Below are 24,156 nucleotides of genomic sequence, written 5' to 3'. Positions count from 1 at the left end.
GACAGATCATGGCAAGCGTGTTCCTGCGCAACATCGCGAAGCGCTACGACGACACCGAAGTGCTGCGCAACGTGAACCTCGACATCGCCGACGGCGAATTCGTCGTGTTCGTCGGCCCGAGCGGCTGCGGCAAATCCACGCTGATGCGGATGATCGCCGGCCTCGAGGACATCTCGAGCGGCGACCTGCTGATCGACGGCGCGAAGGTCAACGACGTGCCGAGCGCGAAGCGCGGCATCGCGATGGTGTTCCAGTCGTATGCGCTGTATCCGCACATGACGCTGTACGACAACATGGCGTTCGGCCTGAAGCTCGCGGGTGCGAAGAAGCCCGAGATCGACCAGGCCGTGAAGCAGGCCGCGAAGATCCTGCACATCGACCACCTGCTCGATCGCAAGCCGAAGCAGCTGTCGGGCGGCCAGCGGCAGCGCGTCGCGATCGGCCGCGCGATCACGCGCAAGCCGAAGGTGTTCCTGTTCGACGAACCGCTGTCGAACCTCGACGCCGCGCTGCGCGTGAAGATGCGGCTGGAGTTCGCGCGGCTGCACGACGAGCTGAAGACGACGATGATCTACGTGACGCACGACCAGGTCGAGGCGATGACGCTCGCCGACAAGATCGTCGTGCTGTCGGGCGGCGCGGTACAGCAGGTCGGCACGCCGAACGCGCTGTATCACGCGCCGGCGAACCTGTTCGTCGCGGGCTTCATCGGCTCGCCGAAGATGAACTTCCTGAAGGGCACGGTCGAATCGGCCGATGCGGGCGGCGTGCTGGTGCGCTTCGACAGCGGCGAGACGCAGCGCGTGGCGGTCGACGCGGCGGGGCTGCAGCGCGGCGCGGCGGTGACCGTCGGCGTGCGGCCCGAGCACCTGCTGGTCGATGCGGCGGCGGCGGGCGTCGCCGCGCGGACGATGGCGGTCGAATCGCTCGGCGATGCCGCGTATCTGTATGCGGAGTCGGCCGTCGCGCCGGACGGGCTGATCGCGCGGATTCCGCCGCTCGACACGTACCGCACCGGCGAGGCGCTGCGCGTGCATGCGCAGCCCGAGCACTGCCACCTGTTCGACGAAAACGGGCAGGCGTTCCGGCGGCTGAGCGCGCACGCGAAGGCGGCGTGACGGCGGCGCGCCGGTTACAGCCGCAAATGCTCGGCCATGTAGTCGACGAACGCGCGTAGCTTGGGCAGTGGATGGCGGCCGGACGGCCACAGCACGTAGAACGGCGTGCGGCTCGCGACGTGATCGTCGAGCACTGCGCACAGCCTGCCGTCGGCGAGCGTGTCGCGCACGAAGAATTCGGGCAGGCATGCGATGCCGAGCCCGCGCAGCGCGAAGCACAGGCGCGTCTCGGCGTTGTTGCTGACCATCGAGACGGGCACCTCCGGCGGCGTGCCGGCGCGCGGCGCGCGCAGCGGCCAGATCTCGAGCTTGCCGCTGCTCGGGAATCGGTAATGCAGGCAGCGGTGCCGCGCGAGGTCGGCTGGCGTGCGCGGCGTGCCGTGCCGTTCGAGATAGTCGGGCGACGCGACCAGGTGCTGGCGGAAGTGGCCGAGCAGCCGCGACGACAGTCGGGAATCGGTCGGATGGCCGGTGCGCAGTACCACGTCGAAGCCTTCGTCGATCACGTCGACGATCCGGTCGCTGAAATCGATGTCGAGCTCGATCTCCGGATACGCGGCCATGAAGTCGGCGAGCACCGGCAACAGCAACGTGCCGATCGTCGGCAGGCTCACGCGCAGCCGCCCGCGCGGCGCCTCGACGCTCTGCGTGAGTTCCCGCTCGGCCGCGTCGATTTCGGCGATCACGCGCCGGCATCGTTCGAGAAAGCGCGCGCCTTCGGCCGTCAGCGTGATGCTGCGCGTGCTGCGGTGAAAGAGCCGTACGTTCAGGCGTGCCTCGAGCCGCGCGATGCGCTTGCCGATCGCCGACGCCGACAGTCCGAGCGCACGGCCGGCCGCGACGAAGCTGCGCGTTTCCGCGACCTGGACGAACACGACGAAGCCGCCAAGATTTTCCATGCAGGTTCTCGATTGCGGACACCCATGTCCGGAGTGTCCGGAACTCTAACCCGATTTTTCTTCTCGTGCCGGCTCCCTACGATGGGCGTTCCTTCACTGTTCGAGGTCACGCCATGTCATCACTGCCTGTCACCGCCCGCCGTGCCGAACCGGATGCCGCGCTGCGCGCCCGGCTCGATGCCGTGCTCGACCGCGCGCTGGCCGATGCGCGCGCGGTCGGCGCGGTCGTGCTGGTCGCGCGCGACGGCGAATTGCGTTATGCACGCGCGGCCGGGCTGGCCGATCGCGAAGCCGGCACGCCGATGCGCGAGGACACGCTGTTCCGGCTCGCGTCGGTATCCAAGCCGATCGTGACGGCCGCCGCGATGCGGCTGGTCGCGACATCGAAGATCGGGCTCGACGAGCCGGTCGCGCGCTGGCTGCCCGCGTTCACGCCGACGCTCGCGGACGGCACGCCGGCGAACATCACGCTGCGGCATCTGCTGTCGCATACGGCCGGGCTCGGCTATCGCTTTCTCGAAGCCGACGCCGACGGCCCGTATGCGCGCGCGGGCGTGTCCGACGGGATGGACCGCGCGAGCCTGTCGCTCGCCGAGAACGTCCGGCGCATCGCCGGCGTGCCGCTGCAGTTCGCGCCCGGCACGTCGTGGGGCTACTCGCTTGCGACCGACGTGGTCGGTGCGCTGATCGAGGCGGTCGACGGCCGGCCGCTCGCCGACGCCGTGGCGGCGCTCGTGACGACGCCGCTCGGGATGACCGACACGGCATTTTTCACGCATGACGCGGCGCGTCTGGCGACGCCTTACGTCAGTACGCCCGACGTGCCGCGCCGGATGGCGGACGACGATCTCGTGCCGGTATTCGACGGCACGGTGGGCATCCGCTTCGAGCCGGCGCGCGCGTTCGATGCGACCGCGTGGCCGTCGGGTGGCGCGGGCATGGTCGGCACCGCGCACGATTGCCTGACGCTGCTCGATACGCTGCGCACGGGCCTCGACGGCTGGCTCGCACCGCGCTGGATCGACGAGATGGCGCGGGTGCAGCCTGGTGCGCACGACCTGCCCGACGCGCCGGGGTTTGGCTTCGGGCTCGGCTTTTCCGTGCTGCACGACCCGGTGGCCGCGCAATCGCCGGAATCGGTCGGCACCTGGCGCTGGGGCGGTGCGTACGGGCATGCGTGGTTCGTCGACCGCGCGGCCGGGCTGACGGTCGTCGCGCTGACCAATACGTTGTACGAAGGGATGCACGGGCGCATCGTCACCGACGTGCGCGATGCGGTGTATGGCGTCGGCGACCGGAGCGCGCGATGAGCGAGTGCGCATCCGTCTCCGACCGCGCCATCGATCGTGTGGCAGATCCGTCCACGCCGGCCCGCGCACGCTTGCCCGTCGCGAACCTGCTCGCGCTCGCCACCGCCGGCTTCATCACGGTGCTCACCGAAGCCCTGCCGGCCGGCCTGCTGCCGCTGATGAGCGCCGACCTGCACGTGACCGAGGCGCTGATCGGCCAAGTGGTGACCGTCTACGCGCTCGGCTCGATCGTCGCGGCGATCCCGCTCGTCGCCGCGACCCGTGCGATGCGCCGGCGCCGGCTGCTGCTCGCGGCGCTGGCCGGCTTCGTCGTCTCGAATGCGCTGACGGCCGGGTCGCCGTATTACGCGCTCACATTGGCTGCGCGGTTCGTCGCGGGGATGTCGGCCGGGCTGCTGTGGGCGCTGCTCGCGGGCTACGCGAGCCGGCTGGTCGACCCGTCGCTGCGCGGCCGTGCGATCGCGATCGCGATGCTCGGCATACCGGCGGCGATGTCGATCGGCATTCCGGCGGGCACCGCGCTCGGCGCGATGTTCGGCTGGCGCATCGCGTTCGCGGGCATCACGCTCGCGGCGCTCGTGCTGATCGGCTGGATCCGGCTGCGTGTGCCCGACTATCCGGGGCAGGCGGCCGGCGCGCGCGAGCCGGTGCTCGGCGTGATGACGCTGCCCGGCGTGCGGCCGGTGCTGGCGGTGATGTTCGCGTACGTGCTCGCGCACAACCTGCTGTACACGTACGTCGCGCCGTTCCTCGCGGGCGTGCGGATGGGCGCGCAGGTCGACGTGGTGCTGTTCGTGTTCGGCGTCGCGTCGCTGGTCGGCATCGCGCTGACGGGCGCGTGGATCGGCGCCGCGCAGCGACGCCTGACGCTCGCCAGCATCGCGCTGTTCGCGCTGGCGGCGGCGATGCTCGGCGCCGGCTCGGGGATGACGGTCGTCTATGCGGGCGTCGTGCTGTGGGGGCTCGCGTTCGGCGGTGCGCCGACACTGTTCCAGACCGCCACTGCGAACGCGGCGGGGGAATCGGCCGACGTCGCGCAGTCGATGCTCGTGACGGTCTGGAATCTCGCGATCGCCGGTGGCGGCATCGCAGGCGGGATGCTGCTCGGCGCGACGGGCGCCGGCGCGATTCCGTGGGTGCTCGTCGTGCTGCTGGCGCTGGCGTGGGTCGGCGCGTGGCGCGCCCGCCGCCATGCATTTCCGGCGCCGCGCGCGGCCTGAGCCGGCGTGCGCGATGGCGACGGCGGCGTCAGGCCGCCTTCGCGGCGAGCGCGGCGCGCGCGCAGGTTTCGTCGGTGACGAGCCCCGACAGCCAGCCGCCGCGCAGCGCGGCAATCACCGCGTCGTGTTTCTTCGGGCCGCCGGCGAACGCGATCGTGGGCAGCTTCGGCGGCGTGGCGAGCGCGACGCTCGTCACGCGCGCGCTGGTCGACACGGTGATCTGCGTGCCCTGCGCGTCGATCGGCACGCCGAGCAGTTCGGCCACCGCGCCGAGCGCGGTCATCTCGTCGCGCTCCTGTTCGGTGATGAAGCCGTCTTCGTAGAGCGGGCAGTGCGGGCCGATGTTGCCGATCCCGACGAACGCGACGTCGGCCTTGCCCGACAGCGCCTCGACGATCCGGTACAGCCGGTGATTGCACCACTGCGCGCGTTCGGCGTCGCTGTCCGCGAACAGCGGCGCAGGCAGCAGGAAGTGCTTGCTGCCGGTTTTCTCGGAGATGTACTGCGCGACGTCGTAGCGGTTCGACGAGCCGTCGGCCGCGATCGCGCCGACCATCGATACGAGCCGGTGCTGCGGGCGGTCGATTTGCGCGATCTGCGCGACCGCGGCCTTCAGCGTCCGGCCGCTGCTGACCGCGATCACCATCGGCCGCGTTTCGTTCAGGTAGCGCTCCATCACCTGCGCGCCGGCGACCGCGAGCTTGCGGTCGATCGCGTCGGGCGCATCGGCGTCGACCGGCACGACTTCGCACATCGCGAGGCCGTAGCGTTTCGACAGTTGCGCGCCGAGATCGAGACAGTCGGCGAGCCGATGGTCGACGCGCACGCGGATCAGGTTCTTCTCGACCGCGAACGCGACGAGGCGCTGTGCGACGGGGCGCGACACCTGCAGCTTTTCGGCGATTTCGTTCTGCGTGTCGCCCGCGACGTAATAGAGCCACGCGGCGCGCGTGGCGAGATCGAGTTTTTCTGAGGACTTGGACACGATAGCGATTCGGTTCGGATCTGGGGGCCGCCCCGCGGACCGGCCGGCGGGCCGCATGACGGCATCCACTGTACCGCATGTCGCGCGCGCGGCCGGCGGCCGGTCGCGCGAGCGCGGCGCCTACGCGAGTCGTGCGCGCGACGGTTCGTACAGCGGCCGCACGTGGCGGTACAGCGTGCGGAACGCGTCGAGGCGTTCGCGCAGCCGCGCATGGCGGGCGGCGTCCGGCGCGTATTCGGCGCGTACCGGCGGCTTGGTCAGCACCGTATGTGGATCGCCGCCGACGGCCAGCCAGCCGAGCCGTGCCGCGCCGAGCGCCGCGCCGGTTTCGCCGCCGCCGTGCTGACGCGTGCGCACGTTCAGCGCGTCCGCGATCAGTTGCGCCCAGAACGCGCTGCGCGCGCCGCCGCCGATCAGCGACAACTGGTCGGTCTCGACGCCGGCCGCGTGCAGCGCGTCGAGACCGTCGGCGAGGCCGAGCGTCACGCCTTCGAGCACCGCGTAGCCGAGGTGCGCGCGGTCGGTTGCGTGCGTCATGCCGAAGAACGCGCCTTGCGCGTACGGATCGTTGTGCGGCGTGCGCTCGCCCGACAGGTAGGGCAGGAACAGCGGCGCCGCCGCGAGTGCGTCGGCGTCGAGCGCCTCGACTTCGGCGAGCAGCGCGGGCTCGTCGGTGCCGGTCAGCTTGCAGACCCAGCGCAGGCAACTCGCGGCCGACAGCACGACGCTCATCAGTTGCCAGCGGTCGGGAATCGCATGACAGAACGCATGCACGGCCGACGCGGGATTCGGCATGAAGCGGTCGCCGACCACGCTCAGCACGCCGGACGTGCCGAGCGACACGAAGCCGTCGCCCGCGTGGATCGCGCCGATGCCGAGCGCGCTCGTCGCGTTGTCGCCGCCGCCGCCCGCGACCACGACGGCCTCGGACAGCCCCAGTTCGCGCGCGACGTCCGCGCGCAACGTGCCGGACGGCGCGTTGCCTTCGACGATGCGCGGCATCTGCCCGCGCGTCATCCGGCACGCGTCGAGCAGCGCATCGGACCAGTCGCGGCGCGCGACGTCGAGCCACAGCGTGCCGGCCGCGTCCGACGGATCGGACACTTTCGCGCCGGTCAGCCGGAATCGCAGGTAGTCCTTCGGCATCAGCACGCACGCGGTCGCCGCGAACACGTCGGGCTCGTGCTTCGCGACCCACAGCAGTTTCGGCGCGGTGAAGCCGGGCATCGCGAGGTTGCCGGCCAGTGCGTGGAGATCGGGCGCGCGTTCGGTGAGCAGCGCGCATTCGTCGGCGCTGCGCATGTCGTTCCACAGGATCGCGGGGCGCAGCACGCGATCGTCGCGGCCGAGCAGCACGGCGCCGTGCATCTGGCCCGACAGGCCGATGCCGCGTACCTGCGCGAACGCCTGCGGGTGCCGTTCGCGCAGCGCGGCGAGCGCGGCGAGCGTGCCTCGCCACCAGTCGTCCGGATGCTGTTCGGCCCAGCGCGGATGCGGTCGCGACACGCTGAACGGCGAGCCGGCGGTGCCGACGACCGCGCCGTCCGGGGCGAGCAGCAGCACCTTCACTTCCGAGGTGCCGAGGTCGATGCCGAGATACATGAGCGATCCGTTCCGTCAGAGAGGAGCCGCTACTTTAGCCGTGCCGCACGGCATGTGCCAAGCGGGTTCGCCCGGTGGCGCGGCCGGGCGCCGCGCGCGGGTCATCAGCGTGCGGCGAGCCATGCGTCGACGCGCGCGAGCCCGGCGCGCAGCGCGTCGAACAGCGCCGCGTTGCCGGCGAGCGAGCCCCACAGCGCGCGGTTCGCGCCGAGCGCGACAACGGGGTCTGCGGCCCCGACGATCGCGCGGGCGCTGCTGTCGTCCATCACGCCGTCCTGGTACGCATACGGCAGCGTGCCGCGCGCCCAGCGTTCGAGAAAGCGCAGGAACAGTGCGGGCAGCACGGCGGTGGCGATGGGTGCCGCGCCGCGCGCGAACGATTCGACGAGCGTCGGCGCGATGAAACCGGGGATCTTCGAGAAACCGTCGGCCGCGACGCGCTGGTTCGTGTCGAGCACGTACGGATTGCCGAAGCGCTCCAGCACGACGTCGCGGTAGCGCGCGAGATCGAGCGGGCTCGGCGTGAGGCACGGGATCACGTCCTGCGTCACGTAGTCGTGCGCGAAGCGGCGGATCGCCGGGGCGTGCGTGCCTTCGTGGATGTAGGTATGGCCCGCGAGCGTGCCGGCCCATGCGATGCAGCTGTGCGTCGCGTTGAGGATGCGGATCTTCGCTTCCTCGTACGGATGCACGTCGTCGACGAGTTCGGCGCCGGCCAGCTCCCAGCGTGGCCGGCCGGCCGCGAAACGGTCCTCGATCACCCACTGGATGAACGATTCGCCCATCACCGGGCACGCATCGTCGACGCCGGTGGCCGCGAGGACGCGCTCGCGCACGTCGGCGGTCGGGCGCGGCGTGATGCGGTCGACCATCGCGCTGGGCGTCGCGACGTGCGCATCGAACCACGCGAGCAGGCCGCCTTCGCCGCGCCGTTCGAGGAATTCGCGCATGCCGGCGCGAAAGCGTGCGCCGTTGTTGCGCAGGTTGTCGCAGCTTTGCAGCGTGAGCGGGCCCGCGCCGCGCTTCACGCGTTCGGCGAGCAGCGCCGCGAGCGCGCCGTACAGCGTCGTGCGCGCGCCCTGCAGGTCGGCGGCGAGATCGGCATTGGCGACGTCGAGCCGGTTGTGTTCGTCGAGGTAGTAGCCGCCTTCGGTGACGGTGAACGACACGATCCGGCAGGCCGGATCGGCGCCGGCGTCGATCAGTGCGGCAAGGTCGATCGACCACGGCAGCACGCGCGTGATCGCGCGGATCGTCTCGTACGCGCGCTCGCCCTGCGGGGTGACGGTTTCGAGCGTGTACGCGCCGTGCTGCGCGGCGAGCGCGTCCATCGTCGCGCGCATGTCGTCGCGGATGTTGCCGACGGTCAGCGACCAGCGCTCGTCGGCCGGCACGGCGGCGTTCACGCGATGCAGATACCACGCCTGATGCGCGCGGTGAAACGAGCCGGCGCCGATGTGCAGCAGCACGGGCGCGTGGGCGGAGGGCGATTCGCTCATCCGGTGTCTCCTTTTCCTGCCTGTCTGTCCTGTCGAATACGATCATTTGCTCTTTGTGTGAGCGAATGATCGTATTCGGGCGAACGAAAGTCAAGGCGGGGACGCGGCATTTCGATGGTGCGCTGCGGCGGCGCGCGGGCCGGGCGGACGCGGAGCCGGCAGGAAACGAACGTCAGCGTCCTTCGCGCGTGAGCGCGACGAGTTCGTCGAGCAGCTTGCCGGCCGGCCCCGGCAGGATGCCGTGGCGGCGCCGGAACGCGGTGAGCGTGCGCACCGCGACCACTTCGCGCACGGGCAGCGTGTCGATCGTGCCGGCGCGCTGCTCGGCGCCGACCATCGGCTCGGCCATCCAGCTCAGGAAACCGGCGTGCGCGACCAGGCTTTTGAGCGTCGTGACCGAGCGCGTCTCGACCGCGATGTCGGGCAGCGGCAGCCCGTGCGCGTCGAAGGTCGCGCGCATGTGGTCGAACGGCGCGGTGCCGCGCGGCGGAATCGCCCAGCGCGCGTGCAGCGTATCGGCGAGCGTCGGCGGGCGGCCGAGCGCTCGCAGCGGATGGTGCGGCGCCGCAACGATATGGCTGCGGTCTTCCCAGCGGCACTCGGGAATCGCGACGATCTCGTCGGTATCTGGCCCGTGCGCGGACAGCGCGAGGTCGATCTCGTGCTTGATCAGCCCTTCCGCGAGCCGGTCCCACACGCCTTCGATGATCTCGACGCGCAGGTTCGGCCAGCGGTCGAGCACGCGGCCGACTGCGATCGGCAGCACGAGGCTCGCGATGCTGCCCACCGCGCCGACCTTGATCGTGCCCTTCGCGAACCCGCGCATCGCGTCGAGCTCCTCGCGCGCATGCTCGGCCTCGTGCTGCAGCAGCGTCGCATGCGGCAGCAGCGCCTCGCCGAACGCGGTGAGCTGCACGCCCTTCGAATGGCGCTCGAACAGCGGCGCGCCGACCTGTTCCTCCAGCCGCTTCAGGATCCGGCTCAACGCCGGCTGCGTGACGTGCAGCGCGTCGGCCGCGCGGCCGAGGCTGCCGGACGCGACGATCGTCGTGAACGCGCGTAATTGTCGGAGATCGAAAGTCATGCCGGATCGTAATGGCTTTTTGCAGAAAATACAGTATCCGAGAATGGCTTGCACTTCGATACTGTGGAAACCGCCCAGTCATCGAGGAGACACCCGAGCATGTCCGGCCATCCGCCCCTTTCCGCATCGATCACCGTCCGCGACGCGGTCGTCGACCTGCTCCGTCAGTTCGGCATCGACCGCGTGTTCGGCAATCCCGGTTCGACCGAGCTGCCGATGTTCCGCGACTTCCCCGACGATTTCCGCTACGTGCTCGGCCTGCACGAAGCCGTCGTGGTCGGGATGGCCGACGGCCATGCACAGGCCACCGGCAATGCGGCGGTCGTCAACCTGCATTCGGCGGCGGGTGTCGGCAACGCGATGGGCACTCTGTTTACCGCGTTCAAGAACCGCACGCCGCTGATCGTCACCGCGGGCCAGCAGGCGCGCGCGATTCTGCCGTTCGATCCGTTCCTCGGCGCGACGCAGGCCGCCGAGCTGCCGAAGCCGTACGTGAAATGGAGCATCGAGCCGGCGCGGGCGCAGGACGTGCCGGCCGCGATCGCGCGCGCGTACCGCATCGCGATGCAGGAGCCGCGCGGCCCCGTGTTCGTGTCGATCCCGGTCGACGACTGGGACCAGCCGGCCGAACGGCTGCCGCGGCGCGACGTCAGCAGCATCGTGCGGCCCGATCCCGACGCGCTCGCGCGGCTCGGCGACGCGCTCGACGCCGCGCGGCGCCCGGCGTTCGTGGTCGGCGCGGCCGTCGATCGCGCGGGAGCATGGGACGACGTCGTGCGCCTCGCCGAGCGGCACCGGGCGCGCGTGTACGTCGCGCCGATGTCGGGGCGCTGCAGCTTTCCGGAAGACCATCCGCTGTTCGCCGGCTTCCTGCCCGCGATTCGCGAGAAGATCGTCGCGCGGCTCGACGGGCACGATCTCGTGTTCGCGTTCGGCGCGCCCGCGTTCACCTATCACATCGAAGGCTTCGGCCCGCACGTGCCGCCGGGCGCGACGCTCGTGCAGCTCGTCGACGATCCGGGCGTCGCCGCGTGGACGCCGTCGGGCGATGCGGTCGTCGGCAATTTGCGGCTCGCCGCGCGCGACCTGCTCGCGCGACCGGCGCCGCCCGAGCGGCCGATGCCCGCGGCGCGCGCGCCGCGGGTACGCGTCGACGCGCCCGCCGCCGGCGAGCGCATGTCGGTCGCGTTCGCGCTGCAGACGCTCGCCGACGTGCGCGACGCGTCCGACATCGTCGTCGAGGAGGCGCCGAGCGCGCGGCCGGTGATGCAGGAGCATCTGCCGTTCACGCGCAGCGGCACGTTCTACACGATGGACAGCGGCGGGCTCGGCTACGGGATGCCGGCCGCGGTCGGCGTCGCGCTCGCGCAGCCGGGCCGGCGCGTGATCGGGCTGATCGGCGACGGCTCGAGCCTGTATTCGATCCAGGCGTTGTGGAGCGCCGCGCAGCTGAAACTGCCGATCACGTTCGTGATCCTGAACAACCGGCGTTACGCGGCGCTGCAGGATTTCGCGCCCGTGTTCGGCTTTGGTCCGGGCGACCCGGTGCAGGGCACCGAGCTGCCCGACCTGGATTTCGTCGCGCTCGCGCAAGGGATGGGCTGCCGCGGCGTGCGCGTCGCCGAAGCGGCGAAGCTGCGCGACACGCTGACCGACGCGCTGCGTGCCGCGACGCCGGTCGTCGTCGAAGTCGAGATTGCGTGACGCGCCGCGCGCGTCCTTCCGGAGATTCCATGCAAACCGTAGCGATGCTGATCGGCGGCGAACGCCGCCACTCGTCCGGCGGCGCGACCTTCGTGCGCCGCAACCCGCTCGACGGCCAAGTCGCGTCCGAAGCGCCCGCATGCACCGTCGACGATGCGCGCGCGGCGGCCGATGCGGCAGCCCGTGCATTTCCCGACTGGGCCGCGCTCGGGCCCGGCGCGCGGCGCGCCTTGCTGCTGAAGGCGGCCGCCGCGCTCGAAGCGAAGCACGACCAGTTCGTTGCGGCGATGGCGGCCGAGACGGGGGCGTCCGCGCTGTGGGCTGGCTTCAACGTTCACCTCGCGGCGAGCGGGCTCGTCGAGGCCGCATCGCTCACCACGCAGGTCGGCGGCGAGCTGATTCCGTCGGACGTGCCGGGCTCGCTCGCGATGGGCGTGCGGCAACCGGCAGGCGTCGTGCTCGGCATCGCGCCGTGGAACGCGCCGGTGATCCTCGCGACGCGCGCGCTCGCGCTGCCGCTCGCGTGCGGCAACACGGTCGTGCTGAAGGGCTCGGAGCTGTGTCCCGTCACGCACGGGCTGATCGTCGAGGCGCTGCAGGAGGCCGGACTGCCGCCGGGCGTCGTCAACTTCGTGACGAACGCGCCCGACGATGCGGGCGCCGTCGTCGATGCGCTGATCGCGCATCCGGCCGTGCGCCGCGTGAATTTCACCGGCTCGACGCGGGTTGGGCGGATCGTCGCGCAAGCGTGCGCGCGTCACCTGAAGCCGTCGGTGCTGGAACTCGGCGGCAAGGCGCCGTTCGTCGTGCTCGACGATGCCGATCTCGACGCGGCGGTCGCCGCGGCCGCATTCGGCGCATTCGCGAATTCCGGGCAGATCTGCATGTCGACCGAGCGCATCGTCGTCGACGCGGCGATCGCCGATGCGTTCGTCGCGAAGCTCGCCGACAAGGCCGCGTCGCTGCCGCTCGGCGATCCGCGCAACGGGCCCGTCGTGCTCGGTTCGCTGATCGACACGAAGGCGGTCGAGCGCTGCAACGCGCTGATCGACGATGCGCTCGCGCACGGCGCGACGCTGCTGTGCGGCGGCAAGGCCGACACCACGCTGTTCCCGGCGACGCTGCTCGACCATGTGACGCCGGCGATGCGCATCTACGCGGAAGAATCGTTCGGCCCGGTGAAGGGCATCGTGCGCGTCGACGGCGAGGAGGCCGCGATCCGTTGCGCGAACGACAACGCGTTCGGGCTGGCGTCGGCCGTGTTCAGCCGCGACGTCGCGCGGGCGCTGCGCGTCGCGGCGCGCATCGAATCGGGCATCTGTCACGTGAACGGCCCGACCGTGCACGACGAGGCGCAGATGCCGTTCGGCGGCGTGAAGGACAGCGGCTTCGGCCACTTCGGCGGCAAGGCCGGCATCGCCGCGTTCACCGACCTGCGCTGGATCACCGTGCAGACGGCGCCGCGCCACTATCCGTTCTGACGAGGCCGCCGACGATGAGAATTGCAATTCTGGGCGCCGGCGCGATGGGTTCGCTGTTCGGCGCGCGACTGGCCGAAAGCGGCGAAGCCGTCACGCTGATCGACGTGAACGATGCGCATCTCGATGCGATCCGCCGCGACGGGCTGCATATCGACGACGACCGCGGCGAACGGCGCATTCGCACGCTGCAGGCCGTGCGGCCGGACGCCGCGAATGCGGCCGCGGCCGCCGCGCCCGACACACCGTTCGATCTGCTGATCGTTTTCACCAAATCGCTGCACACGCGCGCCGCGCTAGACGGCGTGCGCGCGCTGCTGACGCCGGACACGTTCGTGCTGACGTTGCAGAACGGGCTCGGCAACGTCGAGACGCTGAATGCGTTCGTGCCGCTCGAGCGCATCCTGGTCGGCGTGACGACGTGGCCGGCCGATGCGGCCGGGCCCGCGCACGTGCGCTCGCACGGCGCCGGCACGATCCGCATGATGACGGCCGACGGCGCGGCACGCCCGTTCGCGACGGCCGTGGCCGACACGCTGTCGCGCGCGGGGCTCGCCTGCACGCTCGATGCCGACGTGTGGGCCGCGATCTGGGAGAAGGTCGCGTTCAACGCGGCGCTCAACACGCTGTGCGCGACGACGGGTTGCACCGTCGATCAGCTCGGCCATCATCAGGACGGGCCGCGGCTCGCGCTGGCGATCGCGGCCGAGACGGCCGCCGTCGCGCGCGCGAAGGGCATTGCGGTCGACGGCGAGCGCGTCGCACGCAACGTCGAGCATGCGATCCGCGACCATCGCGGCCATCGCCCGTCGATGCTGCAGGACGTGCTCGCGGGCCGCCGCACCGAAATCGACGCGATCAGCGGCAAGGTCGTCGCGGCCGCGCGCGAAGCGGGCGTCGCGGTGCCGCATGCCGAGACGCTGCTCGCGCTCGTCCGGTTGATCGACGCACGGACGAACTGAGCCACAGGCCGGCGGCCGGCTCGCGCCGCATGACGATACGGAGGCCGCGCCCGCGGGGCGATGGCGCCGGGTCGTGAAGGGTGGAACAAGACGCCGACGCCGATGCACGGGCGCCGGTCGATGCACAGCACGAGATCCGGGCACGCATGCGCGCCAGCCCGGACAACCGGAGACGCCATGAAAACCATCGAATGCCGCTGTCTTGCCGCGCGCCGGTCGCGCACGTTGCCGCCGACGCGCGGCGCCCGGGAGGCCGCATGAGCACGCACGACGCACTGGATGGCCGGCGGCCGCCGTCGATCGACATCGGCACGACGCTCGACGACGGGCCGTTTACGCTGATGCAGCGCTGCGTGGTGCTGCTCGCCGCGCTCGCGATCGTGCTCGACGGCTTCGACGGCCAGTTGATCGGCTTCGCGATTCCCGTGCTGATCCGCGAATGGGGTATCACGCGCGGCGCGTTCGCGCCGGCCGTCGCGGCGGGGCTGGTCGGGATGGGCATCGGCAGCGCGTGCGCCGGGCTCGTCGCGGACCGCTTCGGCCGCCGCCAGGCCGTGATCGGCAGCGTGTTCCTGTTCGGCCTCGCGACCTGCGCGATCGGCTTCGCGCCCGACGTCGCGACGATCGCGATGCTGCGCTTTTGCGCCGGGCTCGGGATCGGCGGCGCGTTGCCGACGGCCACGACGATGACCGCCGAATACACGCCCGCGCGGCGCCGCACGATGATGGTGACCGCGACGATCGTCTGCGTGCCGCTCGGCGGGATGCTGGCCGGCCTGTTCGCGCACGAGGTGCTGCCGCGCTACGGCTGGCGCGGGCTGTTCTTCGCGGGCGGTGCGTTGCCGCTCGTGCTCGGCTTCGTGCTGGTGCGCGCGTTGCCCGAGTCGCCGCGCTATCTCGCGCGACGCCCCGCACGCTGGCCGGAACTCGGCGCGCTGCTCGCGCGGATGCAGCGGCCGGTCGCGCCGGGCACCGTGTTCACCGATACGAAGGACGCCCGCGCGCCGGGCAGCCGCGGGGGCTTCGGCGCGCTGTTCGCGAGCGGCCAGGCGCGCGACACGATCGCGCTGTGGTGCGCGTTCTTCATGTGCCTGCTCGCCGTGTACGCGGCGTTCAGCTGGCTGCCGACGATGCTCGCGGCGAGCGGGTTGAGCGTGTCGGTCGCGGGCTCGGGGCTCACCGCGTACAACCTCGGCGGCGTGATCGGCGCGTTGTTGTGCGCATGGGCGATCGCGCATGCGGGCTCGCGCTGGCCGCTCGCGCTGTGCAGCATCGGCGGCGCGGCGAGCGCGGTGTGGCTGATGGGTGTCGATGCGAGCCGCCACACGGGCTGGCTGATCGTCGGGCTCGGCCTGCATGGGCTGTTCGTCAACGCGGTGCAGTCGACGATGTATGCGCTGTGCGCGTACATCTATCCGACGGCCGTGCGTGCGACGGGCACCGCGAGTGCGCTCGCGTTCGGCCGGCTCGGCGCGATCCTCAGCGCATTCGCGGGCGCGATCGTGATCACGGCGGGCGGCGCGGGCGCGTATCTGACGATGCTGGCCGTGGCGATGGGCGTGGTGTGCGTCGCGCTGCTCGCGGTGCGGCGGCACATTCCGCGGCTGTCGCGCGTGCCCGCGCCGCCGCGCGAAGGGGAGGAACTCGCCCGCCCGTCGTCGTGACGGCGGGCGCGTGACGTGCGTTACAGCGTGGTGCGCACGTGCCAGAGCTCGGGGAACAGCACGACGTCGAGCATCTTGCGCAGGTACGGCGCGCCGCTCGTGCCGCCGGTGCCCTGCTTGAAGCCGATGATGCGTTCGACCGTCGTCACGTGACGGAAGCGCCACTGACGGAACGCATCCTCGAGATCGACCAGTTCCTCGGCCATCTCGTACAGCTCCCAGTGCTGCTGCGGATGACGATAGACCTCGAGCCACGCGGCTTCGACCGTCTCGTCGTGCCGCATCGGCTGCGTCCAGTCGCGCTCGAGCCGCTCGGGCGCGATCGGGAACCCGCGCCGCGCGAGCAGGCGCACGACCTCGTCGTAGAACGACGGCGCCTCGAGCGTCGCGCGCACCTGTTCGAGGATGTCGGGCCGGTGCGCATGCGGCTGCAGCATCTGCGCGTTCTTGTTGCCGAGCAGGAATTCGAGCTGGCGATACTGGTACGACTGGAAGCCCGACGACTGGCCGAGATACGGCCGCATCGCCGAATACTCGGACGGCGTCATCGTCGACAGCACGTTCCACGCCTGCACCAGCTGCTCGAGGATGCGCGACACGCGCGCGAGCATCTTGAACGCGGGCGGCAGCGCGTCCGTGCGCACTGCATCGAGCGCGCCGCGCAATTCGAACAGCGCAAGCTTCATCCACAGCTCGCTCGTCTGATGCTGGATGATGAACAGCATCTCGTTGTGATCGGGCGACAGCGGATGCTGCGCGTCGAGGATCAAATTCAGCGACAGGTAGTCGCCATAGCTCATCGACTTCGAGAAATCGAGCTGCGCGTTGTGCCAGCCGGCTTGAGCGTCGGCCTCGCCCGGCACGTGCGGGGCTTCGTGCGCGGCTTGCGCCGGTTGTGCGGCGCGTGCGCCCGAGAACGGGCAGCCTGCCGGCGCGTCGCCGCCGGGGGGCTGCATATGACCAGAATTCACGACTTTCTCCAGATTTGAATGATGAATGCGCGGCGCGCGCACCGCATGCAACGGCGGCGCGCCGCGCAGAACCGGTCAGGTCACCGCGCCGCGTTCGGCGAACTCGGGCGCCTTCCACGCGTCGGTGGCGAGGATGTCGCGCAGCGTCTCGACCGCATCCCACACGTCGGCGAAGCGCGTATAGAGCGGCGTGAAGCCGAAGCGCAGCACGTACGGCTCGCGATAGTCGCCGATCACGCCGCGCGCGATCAGCGCCTGCATCACTTCGTAGCCGTGCGGATGCTCGAAGCTCGCCTGCGAGCCGCGCTGGTGATGCGCACGCGGCGTGACGAGCTTCAGCGACAGGCCCGCGCAGCGCGCTTCGACGAGCGCGATGAAGGCATCGGTCAACGCGAGCGACTTGCGGCGGATCGCGTCCATGTCGGTCTGCAGGAACACGTCGAGCCCGCATTCGACCATCGACATCGACACGATCGGCTGCGTGCCGCACAGGAAACGCGCGATGCCCGGATCGGGCGCGAAGCCCGGCTGCATCGCGAACGGCGCGCGGTGGCCCCACCAGCCGGACAGCGGCTGCGAGAAATGCGCGAGATGGCGTTGCGGCACCCACACGAACGCGGGCGAGCCGGGGCCGCCGTTCAGGTACTTGTACGTGCAGCCGACCGCACCGTCCGCGCGCGCGCCGTTCAGGTCGACCGGCACTGCGCCGGCCGAGTGCGCGAGATCCCACAGCATCAGCGCGCCGGCGTCATGCACCAGCTGTGTGACGGCCGGCATGTCGTGCATGTAGCCGGTGCGGTAGTTCACGTGCGTGATCATCGCGACGGCCGTGTCCGCGCCGAGCGTGCCGGGCAGGTCGGCCGGATCGTCGATCAGGCGCAGCGTGTAGCCGCCGCCGAGCTGGTCGATCAGCCCCTGCGCGATGTACAGGTCGGTCGGGAAGTTCGAGCGCTCCGACACGATCACGCGGCGCTCGGGCGCACGCTCGGCCTGGTGGCGCAGCATCGCCGACAGCAGCTTGAAGAGGTTGATCGAGATGGTGTCGGTGACGACCGTCTCGCCGGGCGCGCCGCCGATCAGCGTCGCGAGCTTGTCGCCGAGGCGGCGCGGCAGCGCGAACCAGCCGGCCGTGTTCCAGCTGCGGATCAGGCCTTCGCCCCATTCGGCGCCGATCACCTGCTGCGCGCGGGCGGCCGATGCACGCGGCTGCGCGCCGAGCGAGTTGCCGTCGAGATAGATCACGCCGTCGGGCAGCGAGAACTGGTCGCGCAGCGGGGCCAGCGGGTCGTCGCGGTCGAGCGCGAGCGCGTCTTCACGGGTCTTGATCATCATGATGTGAGGTCGTAGGTCGGGTAATCAGGAAGCCTGCGCGGGCAGCGCGCGCAGCACCGCACGCACGGGGCTCGCGTCGAGTGTCGCGAATTTCAGCGGCAGTGCGATCAGTTCGTAGTCGCCGGGCGGCACGTCGTCGAGCACGATGCCTTCGAGGATCGCCATCCGGTGCGCGCGCACGCGGCGATGCGCATCCATCGTCTTCGATTCCTGCGGGTCGAGCGACGGCGTATCGATGCCGATCAGCTTCACGCCGTGCGCGGCGAGCAGGTCGACGGTGTCGGGCGCGACCGCGCAGAAATTGCTGTCCCATTGCTCGACCGCGGCGCGCGCATACGTGCGCAGCAGCACGCGCGGCGGTACGCCGTCGAGCGCGGCTTCCACATCGGCCGGCCGCACGACCGGCGATGCGCCGATGCAATGAATCACGCGGCACGGGCCGAGATAGGTGTCGAGCGGCACCGCGCCGATCGGCGCGCCGTCGGCGTCGTAGTGCAGCGGCGCGTCGCAGTGCGCGCCCGTGTGCGGCGACAGCGTCAGGCGTGCGACGTTGACCGGCGAGCCGGCCTCCATCCGCCATACGCGTTCGACGGCAACCGGCGTATCGCCCGGCCACACGGGGGTGGCGGGGCTGACCGGCGGTGAGATGTCCCAGAGTGTGTCCATGGCATGACGAAGCGTGAGTCGATCCTTCGAATGATAGGTGGACGCTCGCAGAAAGTGCTTGCGAAATAAACATGGACAATCCGCCGGATTGGCAGATAATTCGACTCAGAGGGAAAACGGGGACCAAAAATGCACGCGATCACGCTCGATGCCACCGACTGCCGGATTCTGGCGGTACTGCAGGAGGAGGGCAGAATCAGCAATCTCGACCTGGCCGAACGCATCTCGCTTTCGCCATCCGCCTGCCTGCGCCGCATGCGCCTGCTCGAGGAGCAGGGCGTGATCGAGCACTATCGCGCGTGCCTGAGCCGCGAGAAGCTCGGTTTCGAGCTCGAGGCGTTCGTGCAGGTGTCGATGCGCAACGAAGAGAATCAATGGCACGAGCGCTTCGCGGAAGCGCTGCGCGAATGGCCGGAGGTGGTCGGCGCGTTCGTCGTGACGGGCGAGAGCCACTATCTGCTGCGCGTGCTCGCGCACAACCTCAAGCACTATTCGGATTTCGTGCTGAACCGCCTCTACAAGGCGCCGGGCGTGATGGACATCCGGTCGAACATCGTGCTGCAGACGCTGAAGGACGAAGCCGGCGCGCCGGTCGGGCTGGCGCGCACGGGGGCGATCAAAGCGGTGTGAGGCCGTGGAAGCCGCCGCCGTGGAACACGAGCGGCGGCGCCGTTTCCGTTACGGCGCGCACGCCGCAGCGTTCCACTTCGCCGACGAAGATCACGTGGTCGCCTTCGTCGTAGCGGCTGCGGTTGTGGCATTCGAACCATGCGAGCGCGCCGTCGAGCACCGGCATCCCCGAGTTGCCGGCCGCGTGCGCGATTCCTTCGAAGCGGTCGCCCTTGTAGGTCGAGAAGCGCTTGCACAGGTCCAACTGCGACGCCGCGAGCACGTTCACCACGTAATGGCTGTTGCCGCGGAACACCGGCGTCGACGCCGATTTGTGCGCGAGGCTCCACAGCACGAGCGGCGGATCGAGCGACACCGAATTGAACGAACTGGCGGTGATGCCGATCAGCTGGCCGGACGGCGCGCGCGTCGTGATCACCGTCACGCCCGTCGCGAACTGGCCGAGCGCCTGCCGGAAGGCGGCCGAGTCGAAATCCGGCGGATTGGCGTGGCTCATCGGGCAGCCATCCGGAACGGGACGGGCGGGCGCGACACGGCACGGGGGTGACGGGCGCGGCGGACGAAAGACGACGAGGCGGTCGATTGGGAAGGGGTGCGCATGGCCCGATTTTAACGGAATCGAGGGCGCCGGACCCGGTCGGGCGGCGCATCGCGACGGCAGGGTGGCGTAGCGAACACTGCGGCGCGCGGCCGGCAGCGCCGTTCCGTCACGTTTTTTAACGGTGCGGCCGTTGCGCCCGGCACCTCGTTGCGCCAGCGAGCCATCGCTGCCCGCGCTATCGCGCCGCCGCCAGCCCGAGCGACAACGCTCCCGTCACGATCAGGCTCGACGCCCACACCGCATCCAGATTGAACCAGCTCCGCGACACGAACTTCAGCCCGAGATAACGGTACACGAGCCACGCGAGCCCGCCGCCGGCGGCGATCATCGCGGCCGCATGCACGGCGGCGACGACGAGCGCCATGCCGAGGTGCGCATCGACGAGCAGCGCCGCCGCGCGGTGGCCGGCATCCCGGTCGAGCCCGCACAGGCCGAGGTAGATCGGCACGAGCATCAGCCCCGCGCCGTGCGCGAGCGCGACCGCGAACGACCACAGGCCGAGCCGCGCCGGCGGAATCCGTGCGAGCGCCCGCGGATGTCGGCGCCGGATCAGCAGTACCGCGCCGAAGCCGATCACGAGCGCGCTCGCGCCGATCCGGATCGCCGACTGCCACGCGAGCAGCGCGGCGAGCAGCCCGAATGGCAGCATCACCGCGAAAACGGCCAGCGCATGACCGAGCGCGAGATAGCCGAGCGCCGCGACGAGCGCGCCGCCGCGGCGCGTCATCAGCGCGTTCGACACCGCGAGCGGCCAGCCCATCGCCGGGTTGAGTCCGTGATAGACGCCGCTCGCGAGCACGGCCGCCCACAGCGCGAACGACGCGTGAAGGCCGGTGCTCAACGCTTGACCGACGGATAGCAGAACGAGTCGGTCGAGCAGTCGCCGCCTTCGAGCCGGATCTGGTGCGCGCGGTAGCCGTCGGGGAACTCGACCCAGTAGTCGTCGGCGAGCGTCAGCCCGCCGTCCGGCCCCGCGTGCGCGAGCACCTGCGCGGCCGGCACGCCGTCCGGATAGAACTGGTCGTCCCACGTCGAATAGAGCGAGTTGGTCCAGTACACGCGCCGGCCGTCGCGACTGATCTCGACCATCTGCGGGCCGCCCGCGAACGTGCGGCCGTTCGAGTGCGGCGCACGGCGCGCGATGCCGCCGATGCGCACCGACCCCGCGAGCACCGGGTGGTGCGGGTCCGACACGTCATACTGGCGCATCTCGCCGGTGCCCCAGCACGACACGTACAGGAAGCGATCGTCGAGCGACAGGTCGATGTCGGTCACGAGCGGCGGCACCGCGCCGAATCCTTGCAGCAGCGGCGGCAGCTCATCGGCCGCGGCCGGTTCGGCCGGGATCGTCGCGGTTTTCTTCGCATGGAACTTGCCGCCTTCGCGCCACCAGGTCCAGATCGAGCCTTCGAGATTGGTCGTATCGACCACGACGCCGACGAATCCGTATTCGCGCACCGGGTCGTGCGCGGGCCGCACCTCGAGCGCCATCTGGTGCTGCGCGCCGAGATCGATCGTCTGCACGTTGCGCCGCGCGCGCAGGTCCCAGAAATGCAGCCGGTGCCCGTACTTGTTCGCGAGCAGATCCTCCGGGACGATCCCGTTCTCGAATTGCGGCGGCAGCGCCCATTCGCTCGACACCATGTAGTCGCGCGGCAGGTTCCACCAGAAGTCGTAATGCTTGTCCTGCGGGCCGCGGTCGATCTCCCAGCGGCCGAGCACGTCGAAGGTCTCGCAATCCATGATGAAGATGCCAGGCGCGCCGTCGGTGCCGTCCTTGCCCGCGCCGCCCAGCGTGCTCACGTAGATGCCCTCGGGTCCGCAATGCACGGTGTGCGGCCGCGAATAGCCGGTCTTCGCGAAGATTTCGTCGGGCTCGATGATCTTGTGGATGCGCGCCTGCGTCGGATGCGGCTTCGTGTCGATCACGTAGATGCGCGACGAGCGCAGGCCGGGAATGATCAGGAAGCGGCGCTCGAGGAACGCATGGCCGGTCAGCGGCGACAGCGACGACGAGCACGCATTCCAGCCGAAGTGGTGAAACTCGTCGCCGGTGTTCGGCATCGTCACCGTGTGCACGATCTTGCCGTACGTCGACGAACCGGGCTTCACGTCGATCACGGCAAGCGCATCGGGTCTGGAAAAATCGGGGCTCAGCAACAACGTATAGGCAAACTCCTCCGCCGGCGCCTGCATCGCAAGTTCGGGCGAAGCGTGAAACGTCGGGTCGGGCCGCATGCTCATGGTGATGTCCTCCGGATGGTGTCGGATCGTGGACGCACGGCCGTTCGTTGCGGACGTGCGGACTGCGGTGGCCGCGCGCGTCGGCGACGCGCGCGATGCCGTGCATCAGGTCGTGAAAGCGGGAAAAGGCGAGGGGGTGCCGCGCGGCGCGCTCCGCGAAACCGGCACGTGCCACTGCGATGGTGCGATCGACGGAGCGGCGACCGGGCCCGCGACGCAGGCGATGTCTGTTAAGGCGTGCATATCGATGTTCCGGCAGATGATGGTGGCATCGGGGTCGGGCATGCATCGGACGCTGGGCGGGCGCGACGGGTTGGCCGTCGCTTGCGCGTGCCTAAGTGTAGACGAGAAACACGCGGCGGGGCGCGTGCGGCGCCCTGTCCGATCTGCCAGTTGCGCGCGCGAGTGAGATACTTGACGAAGTGCCGCTGCCTCCCCCTCGCGGGCGGGCAACGGCGACGCGAAACGATGGCGCCGGCACGGGCGTGCCGGCTGCCGTCATCCACGAGGGACTGATTTCATGGGGAACGAGATGCTTGAAACCGCGACGCTCGGAGGCGGGTGTTTCTGGTGCACGGAGGCCGTGTTTCTCGACGTCGACGGCGTGACGGCCGTGCAGTCGGGTTACGCGGGCGGCCATACGCGCAATCCCGGCTATCGCGACATCTGCGAAGGCGACACGGGCCACGCGGAAGTCGTCAACGTGACGTTCGATCCGGCGCGCATCGGCTATCGCGAGATCCTCGAGATCTTCTTCGCGACGCACGATCCGACCACGCTGAACCGGCAGGGCAACGACGTCGGCACGCAGTACCGGTCGGTCGTGTTCACGCATTCGGATGCGCAGCGCGATACCGCGCTCGACATGATCCGCGAGCTCGAGCGCGAGCAGGTGTTCGGCCAGCCGATCGTCACGCAGGTCGTGCCGCTCGACGGCAATTACTGGCCGGCCGAGGACTATCATCAGAACTATTACGCGCGCAATCCGGGGCAGGGCTACTGCTCGGTCGTGATCGGGCCGAAGCTCGCGAAATTCCGGCAGAAGTTCGCGCACCGGCTGAAGTCGCTGCGCGGCGCGTGAGCGTCGACGGCGCACGCCGCGATCACGCCGCCTCGTTGCGCCACTGCGCGCACGCGGCGGCGATTTCGCGCGCGAGCGCGATGCACGACAGCGGCGCGGAGCCTTCCGCCTTGTTGTTGATCGTGATGATCACCGGCTGCCCGGCCAGTGCGTAGCGCGCGGCCAGTTCGGCGAGCGCCGAGCGGGTGGCGGGATCCTCGTCGACGAGCTTGTCGAACGGCTCGTATTTCGCTTTCGCCTGCTCGTACTTGAACCCGCCGTGCAGGCTCCAGCGCACGATCAGCGGGCCCGGCGCGTCGCCGTCGAGCAGTGCGAGCGCGGCGGCCTGGCGCAGCGGGTCGGGCATCCGCGCGTGCAGGCCGACGCAATAGCGCACGCCGAGCGCGGCCAGGGCGCGGATGAAGCGCGGCGTGAGCAGGCTCGCGTCGCGGATCTCGATCGCGTAACGCGGGCCGTCGGCATCCGGCGGCAGCGGCGGCAGCGCCGCGAAGAACGCCGCGAGCCGGTCGATCAGCGCGGCCGGCGCCGCGAGCAGTTGATCGGGCAGCGGCGAGAACTGGAACACGAGCACGCCGGCTTTCCGGCCGAGCCCGTCGAGGCACGGCTGGACGAATTCGCGGGTCGCGAGCGGTGCGTCGAGGAAGGTCGGGTTCGGCCCGGACGGCTCGCCGCGCCGGCCGCGGATCACCGCGTCGGTCACCGCGGCCGGCGCCTTCACGACGAAGCGGAAATCGTCGGGCACCTGCTGCGCGTAGCGCAGGTAGTCGGCCACCGACAGCGGGCCGTAGAACGAGCGGTCGAGGCTGACGCTCCTCAGCAGCGGATGCGCGCCGTACGCTTGCAGCCCTTCGCGCGACAGCTTCGTCTGCGCGAAATCGCCGTCGAAGACGATGCCGTTCCAGCCGGGGAAATACCACGACGACGTGCCGAGCCGCACGTTCGGCGGCAGGCCGGCCGCGGCGGCGGCCACGTCGGCCGGGATCGGCGCAGGCAGCACGCCGCGCTTGCGGCGGCCTTTTTTCGGCGCGGCGGCCGGCGGGGACGGTTCGTCCCACAGCAAACCGGACGACGGGGCAGGCGCGTCGTCGTCGGCGGCGGGGCGGGAG

Annotated in this window: 22 protein-coding genes; 10 read left to right on the top strand and 12 right to left on the bottom strand. The window is 70.5% G+C overall.

Annotated elements, in window-relative coordinates; all coding sequences use genetic code 11:
* The first annotated feature begins 8 nt into the window (after positions 1 to 8).
* Complete coding sequence (locus H0X90_RS16570; RefSeq protein WP_077189697.1) at positions 9 to 1,118, top strand: ABC transporter ATP-binding protein; 1,110 nt, start codon at positions 9 to 11, stop codon at positions 1,116 to 1,118.
* 14 nt (positions 1,119 to 1,132) lie between these two features.
* On the opposite strand, the gene H0X90_RS16565 is transcribed toward H0X90_RS16570, so the two are convergent.
* Complete coding sequence (locus tag H0X90_RS16565) at positions 1,133 to 2,017, bottom strand: LysR family transcriptional regulator (RefSeq protein WP_077189696.1); 885 nt, start codon at positions 2,015 to 2,017, stop codon at positions 1,133 to 1,135.
* Between the two features lie 113 nt (positions 2,018 to 2,130).
* On the opposite strand from H0X90_RS16565, the gene H0X90_RS16560 reads away from it, so the two are divergent.
* Positions 2,131 to 3,327, top strand: a complete 1,197-nt coding sequence (locus tag H0X90_RS16560; RefSeq protein ID WP_048988961.1) for a serine hydrolase — start codon at positions 2,131 to 2,133, stop codon at positions 3,325 to 3,327.
* Complete coding sequence (locus H0X90_RS16555) at positions 3,324 to 4,547, top strand: MFS transporter (RefSeq protein ID WP_077189695.1); 1,224 nt, start codon at positions 3,324 to 3,326, stop codon at positions 4,545 to 4,547. Before H0X90_RS16560 ends, H0X90_RS16555 begins: the two co-directional genes overlap by 4 nt.
* Before the next feature lie 28 nt (positions 4,548 to 4,575).
* Here H0X90_RS16555 and H0X90_RS16550 read toward each other — a convergent pair whose 3' ends face one another.
* The 4 genes from H0X90_RS16550 to H0X90_RS16535 all read right to left on the bottom strand — a co-directional run bounded on the left by H0X90_RS16550 (position 4,576) and on the right by H0X90_RS16535 (position 9,717).
* Entirely contained in the window at positions 4,576 to 5,589 is a 1,014-nt protein-coding gene (locus H0X90_RS16550) for a sugar-binding transcriptional regulator (RefSeq protein ID WP_077019627.1), read from the bottom strand.
* A gap of 63 nt (positions 5,590 to 5,652) precedes the next feature.
* Positions 5,653 to 7,134, bottom strand: a complete 1,482-nt coding sequence (gene xylB / locus H0X90_RS16545) for a xylulokinase (protein WP_006485856.1) — start codon at positions 7,132 to 7,134, stop codon at positions 5,653 to 5,655.
* Between the two features lie 104 nt (positions 7,135 to 7,238).
* Positions 7,239 to 8,633, bottom strand: coding sequence for a D-arabinitol 4-dehydrogenase (gene dalD, locus H0X90_RS16540; RefSeq protein WP_060210745.1), 1,395 nt, complete (start codon positions 8,631 to 8,633; stop codon positions 7,239 to 7,241).
* Between the two features lie 172 nt (positions 8,634 to 8,805).
* On the bottom strand, positions 8,806 to 9,717 hold the full coding sequence (locus H0X90_RS16535; protein ID WP_006485519.1) for a LysR family transcriptional regulator: 912 nt from the start codon (positions 9,715 to 9,717) through the stop codon (positions 8,806 to 8,808).
* A gap of 99 nt (positions 9,718 to 9,816) precedes the next feature.
* Between H0X90_RS16535 and mdlC the strand changes: the two genes are divergently transcribed.
* The 4 genes from mdlC to H0X90_RS16515 all read left to right on the top strand — a co-directional run bounded on the left by mdlC (position 9,817) and on the right by H0X90_RS16515 (position 15,525).
* Positions 9,817 to 11,421, top strand: coding sequence for a benzoylformate decarboxylase (gene mdlC, locus H0X90_RS16530; RefSeq protein WP_077189694.1), 1,605 nt, complete (start codon positions 9,817 to 9,819; stop codon positions 11,419 to 11,421).
* Positions 11,422 to 11,450: 29 nt separating this feature from the next.
* Positions 11,451 to 12,902, top strand: a complete 1,452-nt coding sequence (locus H0X90_RS16525) for an aldehyde dehydrogenase (protein ID WP_059721413.1) — start codon at positions 11,451 to 11,453, stop codon at positions 12,900 to 12,902.
* A 14-nt stretch (positions 12,903 to 12,916) separates the two neighbouring features.
* Positions 12,917 to 13,861, top strand: a complete 945-nt coding sequence (locus H0X90_RS16520; protein ID WP_077055748.1) for a ketopantoate reductase family protein — start codon at positions 12,917 to 12,919, stop codon at positions 13,859 to 13,861.
* Positions 13,862 to 14,118: 257 nt separating this feature from the next.
* A complete protein-coding gene (locus H0X90_RS16515; protein ID WP_034201905.1) occupies positions 14,119 to 15,525 on the top strand; it encodes an MFS transporter in 1,407 nt (468 codons plus the stop codon).
* Positions 15,526 to 15,545: 20 nt separating this feature from the next.
* Here the strand turns inward: H0X90_RS16515 and kynA are convergent, their stop codons facing one another.
* The 3 genes from kynA to kynB form a co-directional block, all read right to left on the bottom strand.
* On the bottom strand, positions 15,546 to 16,481 hold the full coding sequence (gene kynA / locus H0X90_RS16510) for a tryptophan 2,3-dioxygenase (RefSeq protein WP_077189693.1): 936 nt from the start codon (positions 16,479 to 16,481) through the stop codon (positions 15,546 to 15,548).
* Positions 16,482 to 16,571: 90 nt separating this feature from the next.
* Positions 16,572 to 17,822 (bottom strand): kynureninase, encoded by a 1,251-nt coding sequence (gene kynU / locus H0X90_RS16505; protein WP_102898918.1) that lies wholly within the window; start codon positions 17,820 to 17,822, stop codon positions 16,572 to 16,574.
* 30 nt (positions 17,823 to 17,852) lie between these two features.
* Positions 17,853 to 18,494, bottom strand: a complete 642-nt coding sequence (gene kynB / locus H0X90_RS16500; RefSeq protein ID WP_060210750.1) for an arylformamidase — start codon at positions 18,492 to 18,494, stop codon at positions 17,853 to 17,855.
* A 129-nt stretch (positions 18,495 to 18,623) separates the two neighbouring features.
* On the opposite strand from kynB, the gene H0X90_RS16495 reads away from it, so the two are divergent.
* Complete coding sequence (locus H0X90_RS16495) at positions 18,624 to 19,124, top strand: Lrp/AsnC family transcriptional regulator (RefSeq protein WP_006477992.1); 501 nt, start codon at positions 18,624 to 18,626, stop codon at positions 19,122 to 19,124.
* Here H0X90_RS16495 and H0X90_RS16490 read toward each other — a convergent pair.
* The 3 genes from H0X90_RS16490 to H0X90_RS16480 form a co-directional block, all read right to left on the bottom strand.
* Positions 19,111 to 19,620 carry a flavin reductase family protein gene (locus H0X90_RS16490; RefSeq protein WP_006482487.1) on the bottom strand — a complete coding sequence of 170 codons (510 nt, stop codon included), beginning with the start codon at positions 19,618 to 19,620 and terminating at the stop codon, positions 19,111 to 19,113. The genes H0X90_RS16495 and H0X90_RS16490 overlap by 14 nt on opposite strands.
* Before the next feature lie 280 nt (positions 19,621 to 19,900).
* Positions 19,901 to 20,566 carry a hypothetical protein gene (locus H0X90_RS16485; protein ID WP_006482477.1) on the bottom strand — a complete coding sequence of 222 codons (666 nt, stop codon included), beginning with the start codon at positions 20,564 to 20,566 and terminating at the stop codon, positions 19,901 to 19,903.
* A complete protein-coding gene (locus H0X90_RS16480; RefSeq protein WP_006482492.1) occupies positions 20,563 to 21,969 on the bottom strand; it encodes a selenium-binding protein SBP56-related protein in 1,407 nt (468 codons plus the stop codon). Before H0X90_RS16480 ends, H0X90_RS16485 begins: the two co-directional genes overlap by 4 nt.
* On the opposite strand from H0X90_RS16480, the gene H0X90_RS16475 reads away from it, so the two are divergent.
* On the top strand, positions 21,962 to 22,378 hold the full coding sequence (locus H0X90_RS16475; RefSeq protein ID WP_226245078.1) for a hypothetical protein: 417 nt from the start codon (positions 21,962 to 21,964) through the stop codon (positions 22,376 to 22,378). The two genes, H0X90_RS16480 and H0X90_RS16475, sit on opposite strands and share 8 nt — an antisense overlap.
* Before the next feature lie 111 nt (positions 22,379 to 22,489).
* Positions 22,490 to 23,050: a peptide-methionine (S)-S-oxide reductase MsrA gene (gene msrA / locus H0X90_RS16470; protein WP_048988968.1), complete on the top strand. Its 561-nt coding sequence runs from the start codon at positions 22,490 to 22,492 to the stop codon at positions 23,048 to 23,050.
* A 22-nt stretch (positions 23,051 to 23,072) separates the two neighbouring features.
* Here the strand turns inward: msrA and H0X90_RS16465 are convergent.
* Positions 23,073 to 24,156 (bottom strand): DUF72 domain-containing protein (locus H0X90_RS16465; protein WP_196438155.1); only part of this gene is annotated, 1,084 nt, incomplete at its 5' end.

The sequence above is a fragment of the Burkholderia sp. 9775_39 genome (assembly GCF_015712225.1).
Lineage (GTDB): Bacteria > Pseudomonadota > Gammaproteobacteria > Burkholderiales > Burkholderiaceae > Burkholderia > Burkholderia cenocepacia.
This window is presented reverse-complemented; position numbering and strand designations above follow the sequence as displayed.